At 57.8% G+C, this 20,724-nt stretch carries 18 protein-coding genes; 8 read left to right on the top strand and 10 right to left on the bottom strand.

Annotated features, from left to right (window positions below):
- Positions 1-201: 201 nt before the first annotated feature.
- Both LC059_RS06300 and LC059_RS06295 read left to right on the top strand, forming a co-directional pair.
- On the top strand, positions 202-1,866 hold the full coding sequence (locus LC059_RS06300; protein WP_226702958.1) for a nitrite/sulfite reductase: 1,665 nt from the start codon (positions 202-204) through the stop codon (positions 1,864-1,866).
- Positions 1,850-2,434, top strand: a complete 585-nt coding sequence (locus LC059_RS06295; RefSeq protein ID WP_226702957.1) for a DUF934 domain-containing protein — start codon at positions 1,850-1,852, stop codon at positions 2,432-2,434. The genes LC059_RS06300 and LC059_RS06295 overlap by 17 nt, the downstream gene beginning before the upstream one ends.
- 282 nt (positions 2,435-2,716) lie before the next feature.
- Here the strand turns inward: LC059_RS06295 and LC059_RS06290 are convergent, their stop codons facing one another.
- Positions 2,717-3,940: a CaiB/BaiF CoA transferase family protein gene (locus tag LC059_RS06290; protein ID WP_226702956.1), complete on the bottom strand. Its 1,224-nt coding sequence runs from the start codon at positions 3,938-3,940 to the stop codon at positions 2,717-2,719.
- 270 nt (positions 3,941-4,210) lie between these two features.
- On the opposite strand from LC059_RS06290, the gene LC059_RS06285 reads away from it, so the two are divergent.
- Positions 4,211-4,567 carry a DUF962 domain-containing protein gene (locus tag LC059_RS06285; protein ID WP_226702955.1) on the top strand — a complete coding sequence of 119 codons (357 nt, stop codon included), beginning with the start codon at positions 4,211-4,213 and terminating at the stop codon, positions 4,565-4,567.
- Here LC059_RS06285 and LC059_RS06280 read toward each other — a convergent pair.
- Complete coding sequence (locus tag LC059_RS06280) at positions 4,564-5,949, bottom strand: TyrR/PhhR family helix-turn-helix DNA-binding protein (protein WP_226702954.1); 1,386 nt, start codon at positions 5,947-5,949, stop codon at positions 4,564-4,566. The two genes, LC059_RS06285 and LC059_RS06280, sit on opposite strands and share 4 nt — an antisense overlap.
- A 217-nt stretch (positions 5,950-6,166) precedes the next feature.
- On the opposite strand from LC059_RS06280, the gene phhA reads away from it, so the two are divergent.
- The 4 genes from phhA to LC059_RS06260 all read left to right on the top strand — a co-directional run bounded on the left by phhA (position 6,167) and on the right by LC059_RS06260 (position 10,771).
- Positions 6,167-6,967: a phenylalanine 4-monooxygenase gene (gene phhA, locus LC059_RS06275; RefSeq protein ID WP_226702953.1), complete on the top strand. Its 801-nt coding sequence runs from the start codon at positions 6,167-6,169 to the stop codon at positions 6,965-6,967.
- A gap of 295 nt (positions 6,968-7,262) precedes the next feature.
- Entirely contained in the window at positions 7,263-7,733 is a 471-nt protein-coding gene (locus LC059_RS06270) for an Lrp/AsnC family transcriptional regulator (RefSeq protein WP_226702952.1), read from the top strand.
- Between the two features lie 72 nt (positions 7,734-7,805).
- The gene (locus LC059_RS06265; RefSeq protein ID WP_226702951.1) at positions 7,806-9,473 is read left to right on the top strand and encodes an aminotransferase class V-fold PLP-dependent enzyme; all 1,668 of its coding nucleotides are present in this window, start codon (positions 7,806-7,808) and stop codon (positions 9,471-9,473) included.
- A 128-nt stretch (positions 9,474-9,601) separates the two neighbouring features.
- Complete coding sequence (locus LC059_RS06260; protein ID WP_226702950.1) at positions 9,602-10,771, top strand: cation:proton antiporter; 1,170 nt, start codon at positions 9,602-9,604, stop codon at positions 10,769-10,771.
- Between the two features lie 32 nt (positions 10,772-10,803).
- On the opposite strand, the gene LC059_RS06255 is transcribed toward LC059_RS06260, so the two are convergent.
- The 8 genes from LC059_RS06255 to LC059_RS06220 form a co-directional block, all read right to left on the bottom strand.
- On the bottom strand, positions 10,804-11,136 hold the full coding sequence (locus tag LC059_RS06255; RefSeq protein WP_226702949.1) for an SMR family transporter: 333 nt from the start codon (positions 11,134-11,136) through the stop codon (positions 10,804-10,806).
- Positions 11,137-11,220: 84 nt separating this feature from the next.
- Complete coding sequence (locus tag LC059_RS06250) at positions 11,221-11,694, bottom strand: GNAT family N-acetyltransferase (protein ID WP_226702948.1); 474 nt, start codon at positions 11,692-11,694, stop codon at positions 11,221-11,223.
- 46 nt (positions 11,695-11,740) lie between these two features.
- Positions 11,741-12,121 carry a VOC family protein gene (locus LC059_RS06245; protein ID WP_226702947.1) on the bottom strand — a complete coding sequence of 127 codons (381 nt, stop codon included), beginning with the start codon at positions 12,119-12,121 and terminating at the stop codon, positions 11,741-11,743.
- 127 nt (positions 12,122-12,248) lie between these two features.
- Positions 12,249-12,443: a hypothetical protein gene (locus LC059_RS06240; protein WP_226702946.1), complete on the bottom strand. Its 195-nt coding sequence runs from the start codon at positions 12,441-12,443 to the stop codon at positions 12,249-12,251.
- Positions 12,444-12,599: 156 nt separating this feature from the next.
- Complete coding sequence (locus tag LC059_RS18090; protein WP_226702945.1) at positions 12,600-12,992, bottom strand: DUF805 domain-containing protein; 393 nt, start codon at positions 12,990-12,992, stop codon at positions 12,600-12,602.
- 307 nt (positions 12,993-13,299) lie between these two features.
- Entirely contained in the window at positions 13,300-16,452 is a 3,153-nt protein-coding gene (locus LC059_RS06230; protein WP_226702944.1) for an efflux RND transporter permease subunit, read from the bottom strand.
- Positions 16,449-17,759, bottom strand: a complete 1,311-nt coding sequence (locus LC059_RS06225) for an efflux RND transporter periplasmic adaptor subunit (protein ID WP_226702943.1) — start codon at positions 17,757-17,759, stop codon at positions 16,449-16,451. The genes LC059_RS06230 and LC059_RS06225 overlap by 4 nt, the downstream gene beginning before the upstream one ends.
- A complete protein-coding gene (locus LC059_RS06220) occupies positions 17,756-19,180 on the bottom strand; it encodes an efflux transporter outer membrane subunit (protein ID WP_226702942.1) in 1,425 nt (474 codons plus the stop codon). Before LC059_RS06220 ends, LC059_RS06225 begins: the two co-directional genes overlap by 4 nt.
- Positions 19,181-19,514: 334 nt before the next feature.
- On the opposite strand from LC059_RS06220, the gene LC059_RS06215 reads away from it, so the two are divergent.
- The gene (locus tag LC059_RS06215) at positions 19,515-20,702 is read left to right on the top strand and encodes an acyl-CoA dehydrogenase (RefSeq protein WP_226702941.1); all 1,188 of its coding nucleotides are present in this window, start codon (positions 19,515-19,517) and stop codon (positions 20,700-20,702) included.
- Positions 20,703-20,724: the final 22 nt, after the last annotated feature.

Genomic DNA, 20,724 nt, shown 5'->3' with positions numbered 1-20,724 from the left:
GGGCGTGCAACCGTGCCGTGACCAGCCATTTTCCACCAAGTGCCTTTCTTATAACTTCCGGTTACTAAGGTAGCGAAAAATATTGTTATTTTTTGTATAAGCCGGCTGGTATGTTAGGCGCCACTCAGGGTCATAGGTAGGGTCCAGAATACCCTCCGGACGCCGGGTAAAGGCGTAAAAAAGTAATGGAATCAAGCTCTTATGTATCGATACGACGAACAGGACCACAAACTGGTCCGGGAACGGGTGGCCCAGTTTCGCGGCCAGACCGAGCGTTATCTCGCCGGTGAGCTGAAAGAAGAAGAATTTTTGCCCCTGCGCCTGCAGAACGGCCTGTATGTGCAGCGGTTGGCACCGATGCTGCGCATCGCTGTGCCCTACGGCCTGATGAACAGCACGCAAGTGCGCCGCCTGGCCCATATCACCCGCAAGTACGACAAGGGCTACGCCCATTTCACCACACGTCAGAACGTGCAGCTGAACTGGCCGAACCTGGAAGACGTACCCGATATTCTGGCCGAACTGGCCGAAGTGGAGATGCACGCGGTCCAGACCAGCGGCAACTGTATCCGCAACACCACCACCGACCAGTTCGCGGGTGTTGCACAGGACGAGCTGATTGACCCGCGTCCTTATTGTGAACTCATTCGCCAGTGGTCTACTTTCCACCCGGAGTTCGCCTTCCTACCGCGCAAGTTCAAGATCGCTGTTTGCGGAGCCAAGGAAGACCGCGCGGCCATACGCGCTCACGATATCGGTATACAGATCGTCAAGAACGACCAGGGTGAAACCGGCTTTGAGGTTTTGGTTGGCGGCGGCCTTGGCCGTACACCGATCCTCGGCGTGACTATCCGCGAATTCCTTCCGGAGGCCCACCTGCTCTCCTACCTGGAAGCCATCGTCCGCGTTTACAACCAGCTGGGCCGTCGCGACAACAAGTTCAAGGCGCGCATCAAGATTCTGGTAAAAGCCATGGGCGCAGAGGAATTTGCTCGCCGCGTCGAAGCGGAATGGGAGCAGATCAAGGACGGCGCCGATCAACTTACGCCGGAAGCCATCGAGTGGTCCAAGCGCTTCTTCCCGGAACCCACCTACAAGGCCTTCTCCAATGGTCATGGCGAAGCAGTACTGCGCGACCAGGCCGGTGAAGACAAGGCTTTTTCCCGCTGGCTGGAACGCAACACCTTCCCGCATCGCGTCAATGGCTATCAGTCCGTCACCCTCAGCACCAAGCCCACCGGTATTCCACCGGGTGACGTGACCGACCGCCAGCTGGAAGCGATAGCCGACCTGGCTGACAAGTACAGCTTCGGCGAAGTGCGCGTTACTCACGAGCAGAACGTGGTGCTGGCCGACGTGGAACAAGAAAAGCTGTTCGACCTGTGGCAGGAAGCGCGCAAGCACGGCTTCGCCACCCCGAACATCGGTACCCTGACCGACATGATCTGCTGCCCCGGCGGCGATTACTGCTCACTGGCCAACGCCAAGTCCATTCCCGTGGCGGAAGCGATCCAGCGCAAGTTCGACGACCTCGATTATCTCTATGACCTGGGCGACCTGGACCTGAACATTTCCGGTTGTATGAATGCCTGTGGCCATCACCACATCGGCCATATCGGTATTCTCGGCGTGGACAAGAAAGGCGAGGAATTCTATCAGGTGCAGCTGGGCGGCAGTTCCAACGAGAAAGCCAGCCTGGGCAAAGTGCTCGGCCCCAGCTTCTCCCGCGATGAAATGCCGGAGACCATCGGCAAGATCCTCGACGTTTTTGTCGAGAACCGCCAGCCGGAAGAATTCTTTATCGACACCTACAACCGTATCGGGCTGCAGCCATTCAAGGAGCGCGTATATGCAAAAGCCAGCTAAGCCCTCAGTGAAAAAACCCGCAGTCAAACAACCGATCGGCGAGCAGCCGGAGAACCCGGCGAAACTGATTCTGGACGGCGCAATTGTCGATAACCAGTGGAACCTGTTGCCACTCGGCGGCGAAGAAGAAATTACCGCGGACAATCTGGCTTCGGGAAAACTGATTCTGCCGCTCAGCCTGTGGCTTGAGCTGCGCGAGCAACTGCAGGATCGTAAGGAAGAGATTGGGGTCTGGCTGGACAGCGATGAAACCGCAGACCTGGTCGGCGAACACGCGGCAGAGCTGCCATTGATCGCGGCCCACTTCCCGCTGTTTACCGATGGCAGAGCCTTCACGGTCGGCCGCCTGCTGCGTGAGCGTTACGGTTACACCGGCGAAGTACGCGCGGTGGGCAGCTTTATTCGCGACCAGCTGACCTACCTGAAGCGCTGTGGTTTTAACGCTTTTGCTTACCAGGGCGATCAGCCTCTGGAAGGCCTGCTGGAATCCATGGCGGACTTTAGCGACAGCTATCAGGCCGCGGCAGATCAACCACGGCCGATTTTCCGCCGCCGCGCCCTCGCCTGAGGGCCGTCCGAATTCACATCTGCTGCCGGGTCACCGGCATGCCCCTTTTCTGCAGCGCCGCCATTACTACCGATCGTCAGTAGGCGGCGCTTGCAGAAAGCGTCGAGCTGTTTACCAATACGGCGAAAAACCAGTTTCAGGTTTTTAGGCAATCCCGCCTTTTGAGTTGGTTCCATCTTCGCACCTTCCTAGTACTCTTTTGGCAACTCTTTCCGTAAATCGCTTGGTAATTCTATTAGATCCTCATAGATTGCGCCGCTTTTTGCCGAAAATGTGCTGCGTTCAGACCACCCCATCCCGCTTCAGAGCTTCAATCTCATCCGCTTTCATGGATAACAGGCTGGTCAGCACCTCCTCCGTATGCTCTCCCAGCGTGGGCGGCGCTTGCGTATAGTCCAGTGCCGAGGCAGAAAAACCGAGTGGGTTGCGCACGGTTTTTACCTTGCCCGCTGCGGGATGACTCTGCTCCAGAACCATGCCCCGCGCCTGCACCTGGGGGTCGGCAAAAACCTGCTCAAGATTATTGATCGGGCCACAGGGCACCTGAGCATCACTCAACCTTTCCAGCCACCAGGCCGCGGTCTGCGTGCGGGTAGCCCGCTCGACAACCGGCACCAGCTTTTCTCTTGCGTGCACCCGTGCACTGTTGGTTGCATATGCCGGGTCATCCGCAAGCTCGGGAAGACCCGCGATTTCGCAGAATTTCCTGAATTGCCCGTCGTTACCCACCGCCAACATAAAATAGCCATCGCTCGCAGGCACCGCCTGGTAAGGCACGATATTCGGGTGGGCAGTTCCCTGCCTTTCCGGGCTCTTGCCAGACGTCAGGAAGTTCTGTGCCTGATTGGCCAGCCAGGCTACCTGGGTATCCAGCAGCGCCAGGTCAATCTGCTGCCCTTCCCCGGTCCTGTCCCGGTGAATCACTGCCGCCAGCACCCCGGATACCGCATACATTCCCGTCATCAAGTCGGCAACGGCCACACCCACTTTCTGTGGTCCTGCGCCGGGTTGCCCCTCGGGTACACCGGTAAGGCTCATCAGCCCACCCATGCCCTGGATCATCGCATCGTACCCGGCGCGTTTTGCGTAGGGGCCGGTCTGGCCAAAACCAGTGATGGAACAGTAGATGATTTTCGGGTTGATGGATTTGATCGATGCGTAATCCAGCCCGTACTTTTCCAGACCGCCTACCTTGTAGTTTTCCAGAAGAATGTCGCACTGCTGGGCCAGCTGCTTGATCAGCGCCTGCCCCCGCGGCTGGGTAATGTCCACGGTGATGGATTTCTTGCCGCGGTTTGCACTGAGGTAATAGGCCGCATCTGCGGTGTCATTGCCCTCGGCATCTTTCAGGTAGGGAGGGCCCCAATGCCGTGTGTCGTCCCCCTTTCCCGGACGTTCCACCTTAATGACCTCGGCGCCAAAGTCTGCCAGCACCTGGCTGGCCCAGGGGCCCGCAAGAATACGGCTGAGATCGAGAACTTTGAGATGCGAGAGCGGGCCGGCCATAGTTTTTACCCTGTACAGACTTCATCCAGCGCGTGCCCGGATGGCAGATCTTAAAACGTGATCACAAATTGCGAGGTGCGAACATTAACAGATATGGAACTGGTTGGTCTAAACCCTGAGCCGTATTAGCCTGTGGGGACTGCCCGTGTCCTCGGTGAACCAGTTTAGGCGCCGGGCACCGCATACAATGGGTTAACAGCGACACCCATGCCATCGACAGGCATACCGATGAAAAGACCAATGACAAAACCAACAATAGAGGTCCGCGAAATGACAGAGACAAGCGCAAACAAACAGGACGACCAGCCCTCAGAAGCGGAAGCCACCCCACGGTTTACATCGTTCAGGGAGTTTTACCCGTTCTATCTCAATGAGCACAGCAACCTGACCTGCCGCCGGCTGCATTTCATTGGTACCGCGCTGGTTATCGGTCTGCTCGCTGCGGCGCTCGTCACCCAGAAGTGGATTCTTCTCGCGGTGCTGCCGATCGCCGGCTATGGGTTTGCCTGGGCTGGGCACTTCTTTTTCGAGCACAATCGCCCCGCTACCTTCAAAAACCCCTTCTATTCCCTGTGGGGCGACTTCGTCATGTTCAAGGATATGCTACTGGGCAAAATCGAGCGCTAAACGTCCTTCTCTGTCAGGCCGTATTTACGCAGCTTGTTGGCAACGGCGGTGTGGGAGATTCCCAGCCGCCGCGCCAGCTCCCGTGTCGAATTTCCACCCGCGCCCTGCGCCTCAACGAGCTCTGCGAGAATCGCCCGCTCGACCTTTTCCATCTGCTCCTTAAGCGTAAGCCCCCGCCCCCACTCCAGCCAGGGCAAGGTGTCATCCGCCATCGCCGCCGGTAAATCAATCAACTCTACTACCTGACTGTTGCGGCCTCGCGCATGGCCAGCCGCCGCCTGCAAAGCGTTTCCCAGCCCCTCCAGGTTGGTGGGCCAATCGCGCATTGCCAATGCATGTAAAGCATCCGAATGAAATCCAATGGCGGCATCATCGAGAATCAACTCGGCAAAACCTGCCAGCGCCGGTCGCATGGCGCGAAGCGTCGGCAGCTCTATGATTTGCGCTTCCAATAATTGGCGCAGGGGCGGAATCAACGAGGAATACGAAGTGGACGTGAGAATAAGGCGCGCCTGCAATTTGCCTTTCAGCAGAAGCTCCGCCAGTGATTGCTGCACAGGCTCAGCCACGAGGTGAATATCGTCCAGCAGCGCGACGGCGTCGCAGTTGAGCCGCGATAGCGCCCGCAGGTCTTCATTGCCGAACTCCCCACCGCGATACTCGCGAAATTCCCCATGCTCCGCCAGCGGACTCAAGTAGTAAGCAGCCCGCAAAAAGGTGCTTTTACCGGTACCCCGTTCGCCGCAGATCAGCAGCGGCTCGCCCAGCGGCGCCATCTGCTGTAGCCGCAGACAGCAATCCCGACGTCGATCCAGGTCCCATAGTACCTGGGGCGGTGGCGGTTCAAATTCCTGCGCTTTTTCACTCTGGCGCTGCTGCAGGGTGAGCACCGCGCCAGCGAGCGATGCCACTGCGCCGGGGGAATCTGCCAGCGCAATCGGAGACCAGTCCAGTGCGAATTCCTGGCCGCGCACGGTCACAGGAAAACCATAGCGCGGCGCAGTGATGCCCCGCAGCAGTTCCGCCAGCTGCAGACGGGGAATGAAGCGTTGTAACGCCATTCCCGCCACCTGCCCCTGACTCACCCCGAACGCCCTCGCTGCGGCCTGATTGGCCGCCACGATACGCCCTGTGCGATCGACAGACAGCACCGGGTACGCCACGTGGCGCAGCAAGGTATCCAGCTCAAAGTGGCGGCGTTCAGAGGGTATCAGCTGGATGCGGCGCACCTGACGCACCCCGCGTACCCGGTGCAGGGACTTCTCGATGGACTGGTACTGAGCCAGCAATAGTTCCGGAGCCAGCAGGTAGACCTTGTCCCCACTGTCACCACCAATCTCGCCGGAACGCACATTGACGCGATAATCGGAGAAGATTGACATTATTTCCTGCAATATTCCGACCCGATCGCTACAGGTTATCTCGATTCTCATGGAGCAACTGTAAACTTAAGTTTACAAAAAGTGTAGTCAACAGCCCGCTGCAACCCATTTTTCAAGCCTTCCCCCCTGCCAAACCCTGCCACAGCTGTCTAAGAATAGAGAGCAGATAACAACAGACGAGGCGGCAAACGACCGCCCGCACAATCAGGAGATCACCATGAGCAGTGGTAAAAAGCCCAGCAAATATGTTGCCCGGGAACCTGACGCCAACGGTTTCATCGAGTACACAGAGCTGGAGCACGACACCTGGCGCCGACTGATCGAACGCCAGCTTGAGGTCGTCCCCGGCCGCGCCTGCGACGAATACCTGCACGGTCTGGATCTGCTCGACCTCCCCCGCGACCGCATCCCCCAGCTTGCCGAGGTCAGCGACGTGCTGCGCCGCGAGACCGGGTGGGAATGTGCCCGCGTGCCGGCGCTGATCGGCTTCGAAACCTTCTTCCGCCTGTTGTCGGAGCGCAAATTCCCGGTAGCCACTTTCATCCGCACCCCGGAAGAATTTGACTACCTGCAGGAGCCGGATATCTTCCACGAGATCTTTGGCCACTGCGCCATGCTCACCAATCCGGCGTTTGCGAACTTCACCCAGAAGTACGGTGAGCTCGGCCTCAAGGCGTCCCCCAAGGAACGCGCCTACCTGGCCCGCCTCTACTGGTTTACCGTTGAGTTTGGCCTGATGAACACCAGTGATGGCCTGCGCATTTACGGCGGGGGCATTCTGTCTTCCCCCAAGGAAACCCTGTACGCCCTCAGCGATGCCCCGGTGCGCGCCCCCTTCGAGGTAGTGGATGCACTGCGCACTCCCTACCGGATCGATATCGTGCAGCCGATTTACTACGTACTCGACGATCTGGAAACCCTGCAGCAGCTCACCGAGATCGACCTGATGGCGCGGGTGCGCGAAGCGATTGCGGCGGGCCTGTATGAACCCATGTTCCCGCCGAAAGAGGCCGCTTAAGGCTTCAGCACAATTTTCCAACATCTCCCTGTTGATTGGCCGGGCATTGCCCGGCTTTTTTATTTAGCCTCACCTCCCGATTCACCCCCTGAGAAAAATTCCACTACTGACACCCCGGAACTGAGATTATCGTTATCGGCAAGACAAGGGGCACGGTAAAGGGTTCTTCTACAGGTAACTGAAGTCGGATCCCGCTGAGCCCGCCAAAATTACTGGGGTATTTTGTTGCTATGGATAGCTGACTTAGCGTTAACCATGGAACATACCCCCGCGTTTTAGGGAGATATTTAGCACTATGTCCTCACTCGACGCGATTGATAGACAACTTCTTGCCATCCTGCAGTCTGATGTTAGTCTCTCCATCGAAGAGCTGGCCGAGCGTGTGGGCCTTACCAAGACCCCCTGCTGGCGCCGGATTCAGAAATTGGAGAAAAGCGGCATCATTCGCCGCAAGGTGGCACTGCTGGATGCAGAAGTCCTTGGCCTGCCGGTTTCGGTGTTTGCCCAGGTAAAAACCAACCAGCACAGCGCGGAATGGGCGGAGTCCTTTTCTAACGCCATGGCAGACTTGCCGGAAGTGGTGGACTGCTACCGCATGGCCGGCGACTACGACTACATTCTCAGAATCGTGGTTAGCGATGTGGCCTCATACGATCGCTTCTACAAGAAGCTGATTGCCCACTCGGGGATTTCCGATGTGGCCTCCAATTTCGCCATGGAGCAGATAAAAAGCACCACACAGCTGCCCATACCGTCGGGAGAATGATCCCCAGCTCAATTACTGTTAATGACCCAAGCCCGCAGGTGATCCCCGCGGGCGCAGTATATTGAGGTAGCCATGCACCGCCAGGCCCACACCGCATCCGATCTCCACGGTTCAGATGCAAGCACCGAATCCCTGCTACAGCGTATCCGTGACAACGTCATTGGCGAACGCATGCCGATGCAAACGCCCTTCGGCCAGCGCCCGCTGATTTACGCTGACTACACCGCTTCCGGCCGCGCGCTAACCTTTATCGAAGACGCCATTCGCAATCGCGTATTGCCCTGGTACGCCAACACCCATACAGAAACCTCGGCCACTGGACGCCAGACAACGTCCTTCCGCGAGCAGGCCCGCGCCGCAGTGCGCAAATCGGTCAATGCCGGCGACGATCACGCGATCATCTTTTGTGGCTCCGGCGCCACCGCCGCAGTCAACCGCCTCGTAGACTGCCTAGGATTACGCGCAGACTGTTACGCCCGTCTCGGTGGAAACCCGGGCAGCATTCCCGCGGAAAAGCGCCCCGTCGTTTTTATCGGCCCCTACGAGCACCACTCCAATGACCTGCCCTGGCGCGAATCCGTGGCAGAAGTAGTGACCATTCCGCAAAACGACACCGGCGGTGTGGACCTCGAAGCACTGCAAAGCGCACTGGACACATACGCAGACCGACCGCTGAAAATTGGCAGCTTCTCGGCGGCCTCCAACGTCACCGGTATTCGTACCGACGTAGACGCCGTTACGCGGCTGCTGCACAAGCACAACGCCCTCTCTTTCTGGGACTACGCCGCTGCGGCCCCCTACGTGGGGATCGATGTGCAGGGCAAAGACAGTCTATCCAGTAAAGATGCGCTGTTTATCTCACCACACAAATTCGTCGGTGGCCCCGGAACCCCCGGAATCCTTATTGTGCGCCGCAGCCTTCTGCCCGAGGGCCAGCCCGCAGTCACCGGCGGTGGCACCGTGTCCTGGGTAAGCCCTGCACGCCACACTTACTTGCCCGCCGGCGAACGCCGTGAAGAAGCCGGCACCCCGGCCATCGTCGAATCCGTGCGTGCCGGCATGGCCTTCGCACTGAAAGACCAGGTTGGCGCCGACACCATCGAAGCCCGCGAAGCCACCTGGATTGACCGCGCCTTCGCACGCTGGGCCAGCAATGAAAACATTCAGATTCTGGGCGGAACTGAAGCCGAGCGTGTCAGTATCGTCTCCCTGCATCTGCTGCACGAAGGCAAACCACTACACCATGGCTTTGTCGTCGCCCTGCTGAACGACCTGTTCGGCATTCAGGTGCGCGGGGGCTGCTCCTGCGCTGGCCCCTACGGGCACCACCTGCTCCACCTCACCGACGAACAGAGTACCGCCATTGAAAAACTGGTGAGCGAAGGCGAGAGCATCCTCAAGCCGGGCTGGGTGCGACTGAACTTCAATTATTTCCTCGACGAGGAAACCGTCGACTACCTGATCGACGCCATTGAGCTGATCGCCAATTACGGTCACCGCATGCTGCCGTACTACCAGTACGATGCGGGCAGCGGCGTATGGCGTTACCAGGGGCAGGAAGCGGATGCGCCGATGACGCTCGATATCGATATGGCAAGCGACGCGCCGGAAAGAGTCACCACACCGCTGCAAGAATTTATCGCCCAGGCCAAACCCATCCTGCAAAACCCGCCAGGAGAAGTTTGCGAACAGCCGATTCTGTCCAGCGAAGGGGAAATCTTGCGCTGGTTTAAACTGTAAAACGGCCTCACTGAGCGTCATGCCGGACTTGATCCGGCATGACGGTTGAAACCAAGCTCAATCCGCGCGGATAATGAGGCTCAAAGCAACAATTCAGTCTGCTCCCCAGTCTGCTTCAAGGATGCGCAGTGCCTGAGACCTCCCTGTTCCAGTCGTTTTTCCTGATTTTTAGTGGCGCCGCCGTCGTCGCCTCACTCGCCCTGTGGGGTCGGCAACCACTCTTGGTAGCCTACATCGCACTTGGCTGTCTTCTCGGCCCATCGGTCTTCGGCGTCATCGACAACGTCGCGCTAATGGCAGAGATGTCCAGCATTGGCATCATCTTCCTGCTTTTTCTTCTCGGCCTCGACATGCAGCCGAAGGCGCTGATGTCGGTGCTGCGCAAAGCGACCTTTGTCGGCCTGATCAGTTGTGCCGTTTTCCTTGGCCTGGGTTACGGCATCGGCCACGTATTCGGCTTTACCAGTACCGAAAGCTGGGTCATCGGCATGGCGATGATGTTCTCCAGCACCATCATCGGCATCAAACTACTGCCCACCACCGTACTCCACCACAAGCACCTCGGGGAAATGATGGTCGGCCTGCTCCTGTTCCAGGATTTCGTCGCCATTACCTGCCTGATGATTCTGTTGAGCGGCAGCACTGGCAGCGTCGACTTTGCGCAATTGGGAATCTCCTTTGCCGCCCTCCCCCTGCTGATCGCCTTCGCCTGGGCCGCCGTGCGCTACGTACTTCAGCCCCTGCTGGCCAAATTCGACCGCTTCCACGAGTACGTATTCCTGCTCGCCCTCGGCTGGTGCATGGGCGTGGCTGAACTGGCGGAAGTTGTCGGCCTTTCCCGGGAAATCGGTGCCTTTATCGCCGGCATTACCCTCGCCACCAGCCCCATATCCCAGTACATCGCCATCAGTCTCAAGCCGCTGCGGGACTTCTTCCTGATCCTGTTCTTCTTCAGCCTGGGAGCCCAGTTCCACCTGGATATGGTCCCGGAAATCGCCATCCCCGCCCTGGTAGCCGCGGCAGCCGTACTGATCATCAAACCGGTTGTGTTCCGCTACCTGCTGGGACAGCAGAGCGAACGAAAGATACTTGCGTGGGATATCGGCTTTCGCCTGGGGCAGATCAGCGAGTTCTCGCTCTTGATCGCGTTCCTGGCGGTGAGCCAGCAGTTGATTGGCAGCAAGGCCTCGCACCTGATCCAAGCCACCGCGATTCTGACCTTCCTGGTGTCTTCCTACATCGTGGTGCTGAACTTCCCCAACCCGATTGCGATCAAGGATGAATTGCGCAGAGATTGACTTAATTTACCGCCGCCGGTGGCTTCTGGCGGCTAATGGGCACTGACATTTGAAAACAGGTTGATTACCGCCACACCAGCGACGATCAACACCATACCGATGACGCTCGCAAGATCGAGCTTTTGCCCAAACATCAGCCACCCGACAAGGGAAATCAGCACGATCCCAAGACCAGCCCAGATTGCGTAGGCAATGCCGACAGGAATGACTTTGAGGGTCAGAGACAACAGATAAAAAGCAACCATGTAGCCCACAACAACAAGCACACTGGGCCAAAACCTGGTAAAACCGGCACTCGCCTTCAAACTCGACGTCGCTACCACCTCGGCAATAATCGCAGCGCCAAGAAACAACCAACTTTTCACAAAACACCTCCCGCGCACCAGACGCTAACCCGCAACTAAAAAAAAGCGCAGCAGTGGATTTAGGCGCGCCCTTTCATACAGCTGTTAAGCGCTTCCGGCGAGTCGCTTAGTGTAAAACCTACTATACGGATCACGCATGTACTCTCCGAATGGAGGACACTCAACGAATCCATAATGTTCATACAGGGCCACTGCTGGATTAAATGCGCTATCCGTACCGGTTTCAAGACTCACTGTACGGTACCCCCTACTCCCAGCCTCGTCTAAGATTACCTTGAGGAGATTTCGACCCAACCCCTTCCGAAGAAACTCTGTGCGCGTTTTCATGGACTTTAATTCACCCGCAATGGATGAAAGCTCTTTAAGTGCCCCGCAGGCTACAACCACGCCGTCTCTACGCGCACTCCAGAATGTAATCTCGGTACTTTGCAGTGCAGCCACATCCAAAGCGTGAATACTTTCCGGCGGAGAGTATTTAGACATCTCTTTACGGTGCAAACTCAGCAGCTCAACGACACCGCCATCCGATAAATCATCTATCGCTATTTCAAATTTCACGACTTTCCCGAAAAATCCCTAATTCAACCGGTAAAGGTTGCATATGTTATGAGGTGCGATCCACTCTCCATGGTGGATTTTTGCGATTTTCACCCGCCCAATAAAGCTTCAGCTTATTGCCGCTCGGGTCAAAGAGCACCGCCTCACGCCACAGGTACGGCTGATCTACGGGCTCCTGAGAGAAAGTGAAGCCCTTGGCTTTCAATTCATTTACCCAAGAATCAAGTTTTTCAGTCTCGAAGTATACGACCGAAGCGTTACTACAATCCCCCGAAGTAAGGGATAGAGAGAATGTGGAGTCCCCCTCCGGACACTCAAATCTTGCGTAATGAGGCGTATCCACAATCTGAATAAAGCCCATTTCCCGATAGAACGCGGTAGCCTCCTCCATGTTGGAAACCGGCATTGTTACCTGATTGAGATTCATCTGAACTCCCTAGCCACCACGTAAAGTCTCCATAACAGGCGCAATTGAAGTGGATTAAAGTGCACCGCCACCTGATGAGCATCAAGCCATTGGACTGACCATATGCGACTGCATACCTTGCTCAAGACTAATTGTCGAAATCTTTTGTGAGCTTATCACCAAGGAGAAAGCCGATAACTGCGCCGACCAAGAGGCCAACAGTAAGTGCGGGAACACCAAAGATGTGGTCTCCAAATGCGATATTAGCCACAACGCCAAATGCCACGCCGAAACAACCCCCTAAAGAGGCAGCATGAAACTTTTTAGATTTTCCACCTTCCATATTCGATTCCTATTACTTGTCACCAGGGAACGATATTGATCAACACATATCGCCGTACACAGCGGCGGCTTACTTTGTGTGTTTTTTGAGCGAAAACAGGAGCGTAGCGACTGCACAAAACGTGCACAGAGCAAGACTTCAATCTGCCGCACCTTGTTAGGGTAATTGCGCAGTGGGTTGCGACCCACGTCGTGGGTTAACTCCATAATTGTTATCACCCTTAGAGCCTGGCCAAAACACCAATAGAAATGCTAGCGGGATTCTAATTATTGGAATAAACAAAAATAAGTAAAACCAGCCAGACCAACCGATATCATGAAATCGCTTTATGGCCGGCACAAAAATAGCCAAATATGCAGCAACGCCCGTAAGATAGATAATCCGGAAGATTTCCTGTTGCGAAACTTTGCCGTTAACAACATCTTCCGATTTCGACATCACGTAGTCTAAGCCTAGAAAATAAATAAAAAGCCAAATCAACACGCCGAAAAGTAGAAACCACCTTCTTGGCATTCTTCCAGACAACGAAAAATATGGCTTCCAAAGCATAACGAGTCTCCTTACCCTAACAGTTTAATCGTAGCCTCCAAGGCTACTATTCCAACGTAACTATCCCAGCAACTAATTTGCTGACATTGCGCGGAATTCCCAATGAGGTCAATAATTAAGCAGCAGAGTCTAAATTACACACAACAGAAAAGTAGTCGTCACGACCACTATCCAGCCACACCCTGACAACTGTAACGCACTGTTTTAATCTTTTTTCCGGGCAGCTAAGAGCAAAGCGAAATTGCAGTCGCGAAGACTTTAAAATACCGCATGGATTTTGACCATCTACCGTGGAGCGCATAGACGCCTAGATACTAGCCCGCCCCACTGCCCTACCCCGCAAGATCCCAAACAAAGCCGGAATATCCCGCGAAAACATCAAATACAGGCACGGAACCAGCAATAACGAAATCGTGGTGGCCGCAAGAATCCCATACCCCAGCGAAATCGCCATCGGGATCATAAATTTCGCCTGCACCGAGGTTTCAAAAATCATCGGCATCAGGCCACAGAATGTCGTTACTGTGGTCAAGATAATCGGCCGGAAGCGGCGTGCGGCGGCGGCCTTGATGGCATCGGTGATGGGCATGCCGTCTGCGCGCAGGCGATTACCGTATTCGATCATCACCAGCGTATCGTTGATCACCACACCCGCCAGCGCCACCATGCCCAGCAGGCTGACCATGCTGAGCCCGTACCCCATCACCAGATGCCCCAGAATGGCGCCGATGACACCGAAGGGAATGGCGACCATCACGGTCAGTGGCTGGATATAGCTTTTCAGGGGAATTGCCAGCAGGAAGTACAGCACCGCCAGGGTCAGGCTGAAGGTGAGACCGAGGGACGACAGGCCCTCGCGCTCGTCGGCCTGGCGGCCCTCGTAGGAAAGTGACAGTCCCGGATATTGGGCCCGCAGCTGCGGCATTACCGATTGATCCAGCTCGTTGATCACCAGCGCGGCCTGGTCCGCTGGTTCGACGTTGGCGGTCACCGTCATTACCCGGCGACCTTCGCGGCGGTTGATGCTGGCATAGGCTCGGCCCTGGTCGATTTCCACCAGGTCAGGCAGTGGCAGCCAGAGTCCATTGCCGGCGCGAATCATGATGTTGTTTACATCATCCAGGGTAACGCGCTCCGTCTCGGGTAGCCGTACCATCACCTTAACCTGATCGCGCCCGCGCTGCTGGCGAAAGGCTTCGGCGCCATAGAGGGAGGCGCGCAGCTGACGGCCGATATCTTCCGCACTCAGGCCGAGACTTTTTGCGGTATCGGTCAGGGTCAGGTCCAGCTGTCGCTTACCCTGGGAGACGCCTGCGTCGATATCTCCCACCGCGGGGAACCCCTGAAGCGCTTCCGATAGCTGCACCGCTGCCTCCTCAAGCAGGTCCGTATCGGTATGGCGCAATTCAATCGTCAGTGCCGGCCCGGCACCGGGGCCGCCGCGATCGCTGGCGAAACTGGAACTAAGCGCGCCGGGTACCGGGCCCACTTCGCGGCGCCAGCGCCGCACGAATTCGCCGGTAGACACCTCGCGCTGGTCCCCCGGTGTCAGGTACACGTCCACCTGCACCGAGTCGTCGCGAATCAGCCCGCGCATGCCAATAAAGAACCCATCGCGGCCGGTTTCCTCGAGGATTTTGTCCGCCGCGCCCATGATCTGCTTGCGCGCGCGATCCAGTTGCGCCTCGGCAGTCCCGGGCGGGAAAGTCACCTGTACCCGGCCGGAATCCCGTTCCACCTTGGGCATGAGGGTAAAGCCCATGCGGCCACTGGCAGCGTAGCCACTCATCACGATCAGGATGGCAACGGAAATCGAGATAGTGATGTAGCGGTGGCGCACACACAGGTCCAGAAACGGCTTGAAGCGATGCTCCACAAAGCGGTCGAGACTGCGTGCAAGCATTTTCTGGCGGGCCGCCAGGCGGCGGGCGGAGCGGCTTTTATGGCCGCGCTTGGAGTGCGCCAGGTGGGCGGGAAGAATAAACAGCGCTTCCACCCAGGAAACGATAAATACCGCACCCACCACAAACGGAATAACACCGAAGATCTTGCCCATAAACCCGGGCAGTTCAGTAAGTGGTAGAAACGCAACGATATTGGTAAGAATCGCGAACGTCAGCGGCACCGCCACCTGCTTGGCGCCGGCCACTGCGGCATCGAAGTTGCTGTAGCCCTGCTGCCGCCACTCGTAAATATTTTCCCCGGCAATGATCGCATCATCCACCACAATACCGAGGGCGATGATGAAGGCGAACATACTCACCATATTGATGGAGATATCCATCGACGGCAGGAACAGCAGCGCACCGAGGAAGCTGATGGGGATACCGAGGGTCACCCAGAACGCGAGGCGCAGCTCCAGAAAAGCACCGAGCACCACGAATACCAGCAACAGTCCGATAAAGCCGTTTTTCAGCAGCAGCGATAAACGCTCCTTGAAAATTTCCGAATCGTCATCGCGCACACTGACATGAATGCCCGGCGGCAGTGTCGGGCGCAATTCGGCCAGCACCTGGTGAGTGGCATCGCTCACGCTCATCGGGGTTTGATCGCCGATGCGATATACATCGATACCGGCTGCGGCCTCCCCGTTGAACACCATATTGCGGGGTTCATCGACCAGGGCATCGCGAATACTGGCTATATCCTTCAAGCGCACGGTGCCGCCGCTGTCGGTGCGCGCGATGGCAATCTCACCAAACTGACGCGCCCAGTCCTTGCGCTCGGTAACACGCACCAGAATCTCTCCGGCTTCGGACTTCACGCCGCCCGCGGGCACGTCGACCGCATCGTTGCGCACCAGCTGCGCGATATCCGGCAGGGACAGGTTGTAGCGGCGCAAATCGTCGCGGTCGACCTCGATGGCAACTTCGTAATCCTTTACCCCGTAGGCCTCGAGCTGCGTGATATCCGGATGGGCTTCCAGCTTGTCGTACACCTGCATCACATACGCGCGCAGGGTGGACTCGTCCACATTGCCATGCACCACCAGGTCGAGCACGTCGCGCTTGCGCTCCGCCAGGCTGACCTGTGGCCGTTCGATATCCGACGGGAAAGTGCTGACGCGATCGATCGCCGCCTGTACGTCCTGGAATACCTTGTTGCCGTCGGCATCTTCATCAAGCTCCAGAGTCAGGCTGGCACTCCCCTCCCCAGCGCGCCCCCGCAGCTCCTTAATCCCCTCGAGGCCGGTCACCGCCTGCTCGGCCGGCACCAGTACTCCGCGCTCCACTTCCTCCGGGCTCGCCCCCGGGTAGGAGATGTTCACGGTGACCATATCCAGGCTGAATTCCGGAAAGACTTCTTTCTTGATGGTGAGAGAAAAAATCAGGCCTCCAATCAGGAATACCAGCATCAACAGGTTGGCGGTGACATGGTTGTGCGTCATCCACGCAATGGCCCCACGACTGGTATCAACGGGTGGCCGCTTAGGACTGGAACTGGAATTGTGCTCGCTCATCCGCGCTCACCATCTGTGCCCTGCTCGCGGGATTTTTTGGAAGGTTCCGGCAGTTCTGGTGGAGCATCCTCGGCGGCCGATTTGCGCGCGTCGTCGCGCTGCTTGCGTTTTTGTTCCGGGTTCGGCCCACGACGGTTGTTTGCGCCCCGCGCGGCATCCGCGGTGCGCACCGGCATATTTTCGGTCACGCTGGTCAGGCGGGTAATCACCAGGGTTTCACCGCCCTGCAAGCCGCTTTCGAGGATCGCAAACTCGTCGTCGAGATGAGAGACCTGCACCGGCTGGATATGGATTTTTCCGTCGCGGACAATCCAGACTTCATTGCCATCCTGCAGAGCGGTCAGCGGAATCCGCACCTGCTGTCCATCGGCACGGCCGGTAATCTCCACCCGCGCGAGGTCGTTCAGCAGTAACTGGGGCCGGGACGGATCCTCGATACCGAGGGGATCATCCAGCTCCACCAGCACCCGGGCCAACCTGCCCTGTTCTTCCAGCACCGGGATCACCCGCACAAAGCGACCTTCCCGAAAGGTATTCCGCGGCCACTGGCTGCCGCGGATGCGAACTTTCGCTTTTGGCGTATTGAGCTTCGGAAGCTGGCTTGCGGGTACCTCCACTTCAATCTGAAAACGGTCGGCACCCGCCAGGGTGTACATGACGGTACCCGGTGCAACCCGATCACCAATGTCGACGGTGCGGGATACCAGCAGTGCGTTGAATGGAGAAGAGATGGAGGTAAGGCGTAAATCCCGTTCCGCCAGCCCCACCTGTGCCTGAGCGGCGTCCATCCGCGCCCGCGCTGCGGCCAGTTGCGGTTCGCGCATGACCAGGGACTGGTCCGCGTCCGGCAGTGAGGCACCGAGTAGTTCGTACTCCTCTTTTGCCACAAGACGCTGCCCCTGCTCCTGCTGCAATTCCGCGCGGCGCTCCGCCAGGGTACTGCGGGCGGTCTGCAGGGCGAGCTGGTAGGGTTCACGTTCGATGCGGAGCAGCTCCTCACCTTTAGCGAGCGTGGACCCCGGACCCAGGTCGTAATTCAGCCATTCAACCCGGCCATCAACCTGCGGCTGTAATTCCACCAGCTCCCGCGCCGATACCTTGCCGAGCGCCTTGATGGTCAGGGGGAAATGTCCGTATTCGGCGGTGGCAACCTCCACGGTGAGCGGCGGCGCCTTGCGCTCCCCCCGCTGCATGGTGGGCTTTTCCCGCAGCAACCAGTTGGAAATCATTACCGCCAGTACGATCAACAGCACTGGAAAGGCGATGCTCCAGTTGATTTTGTTCAGTAGCGGATGCTTGGACATCATGGATTCTCCACCCGGTAAACTTCCAGCTCCTGCGCCGCCGGCTGCGGCAGGTCCTGCGCTGGCAGGCCTCCGGACAGGGCGCGATAGAGAGTTACCCGGTTTTCCAGTAATTGGCGGCGCGCGGTCAGCAACTGCCGCTCCAGAGATTGTTGGTTGTCGGTGGCAGAAAGCACGTTGAGGAAGTCCACTGAGCCCTGGCCGTAGGCCCGTCGCTGTCGCAGCGTAATCTGATCTGCAAGCTCTGTACGTGTTTCCAGAAAACTCAGCCGCTCGCGAATGGCGCGCTCATTGATCAACGCCTGCTCTACTTCAGAAAGCGCCTGCATCACGGTATTGCGGAACGCGGACCAGCGCTCCTGCTCTACCGCCTGCTGCTGGCGCTCGGCTGCGGCCAGGTTGCCGCCATCAAATATGACGCCCTCCAGCGCAGTGCTGAAATTGAGCAACCAGTCGTCGGCAATATCGGATAACGAGCGACCGCCGCCACTAAAAAACAGACTGAGGGTAAGTGCCGGCAGCCGTTCGGCCCACGCCTGATTGGCAAGGTAATGTCCCTGCAAAACTTCACGCTGGGCAAGGCGCACATCCGGGCGGCGCAATAACAAATGGGAAGGAACACCGGTATCCGGCAGCGCCGGGAGCACCGGCAGCCCGCTGACAGTTCGGGCAAAATCCGGGAGCTGCTCGGGGGCAACCCCAAGCAAGGCGGCAAGCTGCACCTGCAGCACCTGAATGTCCGCCCGGCTCTGCGCCAGTTCCTGTTGCGACTGCTCTACCAACTGCCGCTGCTGAAGGACATCGGCCGCGCCGCTCACACCGCCACCGAAACGCAGTTCAAGTACCCGCAGGGTCTTACGGTTGGTATCCAGCTGCTGCTCGAGGAGTTGCTGCTGCCCCCAGGCTTCCTGTAGTTGCAGCCAGACGCTGGTCACCTCCGCCGCGAGCGTCAGTGCCGCCACCTGGAAACTATCTTCCCGGGCCAGTCGCCCGGCTTCAGCCGCTCGCGCACCACTGCGCACGCGCCCCCAAAGATCCACTTCATAGCCGGCGGCGAGGCTACCACTCCAGCTGTTGCCTTCATTCTCGGCACCGGAGAAATCAAAATTGTTGCTGGAGGCGCGGCGCTGCTCGGTATTTTCCAGTGCACCGGTCAAGCGCGGCCAGAAACCGCTGCGGGCCTGGGCCGCCGCCGCGTCCGCCTGCTGCAACCGCCAGTAGGTCGCTTGCAGGTCCGGGTTGGACGCCAACGCCAGATTCACCAGCTGATCAAGTTCACTATTGCTGAAACTCTGCCACCAGCGCTGCGCCGTCAGCTGGCTGCCGCTGGTGCTGAAACGGTCCGGCAACCCGAGAGACTGCTCGGGAAATTGCGGTGGCAGTAGCGGTGCACTCGAGCAGGCAGTGAGCAGTACCGTCAGCAACCCAGCCAGCAGAGCACATATGAGCCGCTGCGGGAGCCGCAACAAAAATGGTTTAGACAGAAGCCCCATAAAACAATATCGGCAAAAATGCATTTATTTTGATTATCGAAATTCTATCAGCCGGGCCAAGTTGATTTACGTTTGTTTACTTAGCAGTCACGGGCCGGCCTGGGCACCACCATGCCACACTCACTCGCCGAACGTCCCTGCACCGCACCCTCCGGCCAACCCTCCTCCTGTAGCCAGCCTCAAGAATGTGATCACAAATAGTGAAGTCTCGATAAAGGTTCGCTATGATGACCTCAGGAACCACAAGTACGGACCAAAACAAACCATGAGCAAGAACCAGCCACTGGCCCACTGGGACGATATTCTGCTGCTGGACCGCCAGCTGAGCGATGAAGAACGAATGATCCGCGACACCGCGCGGGAATACTGCCAGTCAAAACTGATGCCGCGGGTGCTTGAAGCCAACCGCAATGAAGTGTTCGACCGCAATATCATGCGTGAAATGGGTGAGCTGGGACTGCTCGGCTCCACCATCGAGGGCTACGACTGTGCGGGACTCAACTATGTCTCCTACGGCCTGGTGGCACGCGAGGTTGAGCGTGTGGACTCCGGCTACCGCTCTGCCATGAGCGTTCAGTCCAGCCTGGTGATGCACCCCATCTATGCCTACGGCAGCGAGGAGCAGAAGCAGAAGTACCTGCCCAAACTCGCCAGCGGCGAATGGGTCGGCTGCTTTGGTCTTACCGAGCCGGATGCGGGCTCCGATCCCGGCGGCATGAAGACCCGCGCCAAATCGGTCGATGGCGGCTATCGCCTGACCGGCTCCAAGATGTGGATCACCAACAGCCCCATCGCCGACGTCTTCGTGGTCTGGGCGAAGGACGATGAAGGTGATATTCGCGGCTTCGTGCTGGAAAAAGGCATGGAGGGCCTCAGTGCCCCGAAGATTGAAGGCAAGTTTTCCCTGCGCGCCTCTATCACCGGCGAAATCGTGATGGACAATGTATTCGTTCCCGAAGAGAACCGCTTCCCGAACATCAAAGGCCTGAGCGGTCCGTTTGGCTGTCTGAACCGCGCCCGCTACGGCATCTCCTGGGGCGCCATGGGTGCTGCAGAATTCTGCTGGCACGCTGCCCGCCAGTACGGCCTCGATCGCAAGCAGTTCAACAAGCCCCTGGCGCAAACCCAGCTGTTCCAGAAAAAGCTGGCGGACATGCAGACCGAAATCACTCTCGGCCTGCAGGGCTCCCTGCGCGTGGGTCGCCTGATGGACGAACAGAAAAACCACTTCGACCCCACCATGATCTCCCTGGTCAAACGCAACAATTGCGGCAAGGCCCTGGATATCGCCCGCACCGCCCGTGACATGCACGGCGGCAACGGTATTGCCGACGAATTCCATGTGATTCGCCACGCGATGAACCTGGAAGCGGTCAACACCTACGAAGGCACCCACGATGTGCACGCGCTGATTCTTGGCCGCGCACAGACTGGTTTGCAGGCGTTTTTCTAAGCCCCTTCCTAAACACCCACCG

Source organism: Microbulbifer elongatus, from assembly GCF_020524885.1.
Lineage (GTDB): Bacteria > Pseudomonadota > Gammaproteobacteria > Pseudomonadales > Cellvibrionaceae > Microbulbifer > Microbulbifer elongatus_A.
This window is presented reverse-complemented; position numbering and strand designations above follow the sequence as displayed.

Coding starts and splice junctions, on each gene's coding strand:
- LC059_RS06300 (WP_226702958.1), top strand. CDS start 202: ATGTATCGATACGACGAACAGGACCACAAACTGGTCCGGGAACGGGTG.
- LC059_RS06295 (WP_226702957.1), top strand. CDS start 1,850: ATGCAAAAGCCAGCTAAGCCCTCAGTGAAAAAACCCGCAGTCAAACAA.
- LC059_RS06290 (WP_226702956.1), bottom strand. CDS start 3,940: ATGGCCGGCCCGCTCTCGCATCTCAAAGTTCTCGATCTCAGCCGTATT.
- LC059_RS06285 (WP_226702955.1), top strand. CDS start 4,211: ATGACAGAGACAAGCGCAAACAAACAGGACGACCAGCCCTCAGAAGCG.
- LC059_RS06280 (WP_226702954.1), bottom strand. CDS start 5,949: ATGTCAATCTTCTCCGATTATCGCGTCAATGTGCGTTCCGGCGAGATT.
- phhA (WP_226702953.1), top strand. CDS start 6,167: ATGAGCAGTGGTAAAAAGCCCAGCAAATATGTTGCCCGGGAACCTGAC.
- LC059_RS06270 (WP_226702952.1), top strand. CDS start 7,263: ATGTCCTCACTCGACGCGATTGATAGACAACTTCTTGCCATCCTGCAG.
- LC059_RS06265 (WP_226702951.1), top strand. CDS start 7,806: ATGCACCGCCAGGCCCACACCGCATCCGATCTCCACGGTTCAGATGCA.
- LC059_RS06245 (WP_226702947.1), bottom strand. CDS start 12,121: ATGAATCTCAATCAGGTAACAATGCCGGTTTCCAACATGGAGGAGGCT.
- LC059_RS06240 (WP_226702946.1), bottom strand. CDS start 12,443: ATGGAAGGTGGAAAATCTAAAAAGTTTCATGCTGCCTCTTTAGGGGGT.
- LC059_RS18090 (WP_226702945.1), bottom strand. CDS start 12,992: ATGCTTTGGAAGCCATATTTTTCGTTGTCTGGAAGAATGCCAAGAAGG.
- LC059_RS06230 (WP_226702944.1), bottom strand. CDS start 16,452: ATGAGCGAGCACAATTCCAGTTCCAGTCCTAAGCGGCCACCCGTTGAT.
- LC059_RS06225 (WP_226702943.1), bottom strand. CDS start 17,759: ATGATGTCCAAGCATCCGCTACTGAACAAAATCAACTGGAGCATCGCC.
- LC059_RS06215 (WP_226702941.1), top strand. CDS start 19,515: ATGAGCAAGAACCAGCCACTGGCCCACTGGGACGATATTCTGCTGCTG.